Here is a 332-nt window from a genome sequence, read left to right as displayed (position 1 = left end):
CCCGGGCGAAGCCACCGGTCCGACGGCTCCACCGTCTTCGGCGACAGCATGGGCGAGGCCCTCGGGGAACCGCCCGACCTGCCCAACCGGGCCGACCAGCCCAGCCGATCCACCCACTCCCACCAAGCCGACCGATCCGACCAGTCCGGCCGATTCCACCGAGCCGAGCGATCCCACCGGCCCGGCCGGTCCGACTGGTGCGACTGGTGCGACTGGTGCGACTGGTCCAGCCGGCCCGGGCGAAGCCACCGGTCCGACGGCTCCACCGTCTTCGGCGACAGCATGGGCGAGGCCCTCGGGGAACCGCCCGACCTGCCCAACCGGGCCGACCA

General features: G+C 74.1%; 1 pseudogene. It reads left to right on the top strand.

From position 1 onward, the window contains the following. Positions 1-332, top strand: a pseudogene (locus KUM49_RS37575) (hypothetical protein); the annotation flags it as partial.

The organism is Streptomyces sp. AC555_RSS877 (genome assembly GCF_019049245.1).
In the GTDB taxonomy this organism is placed as follows: domain Bacteria; phylum Actinomycetota; class Actinomycetes; order Streptomycetales; family Streptomycetaceae; genus Streptomyces.
This window is presented reverse-complemented; position numbering and strand designations above follow the sequence as displayed.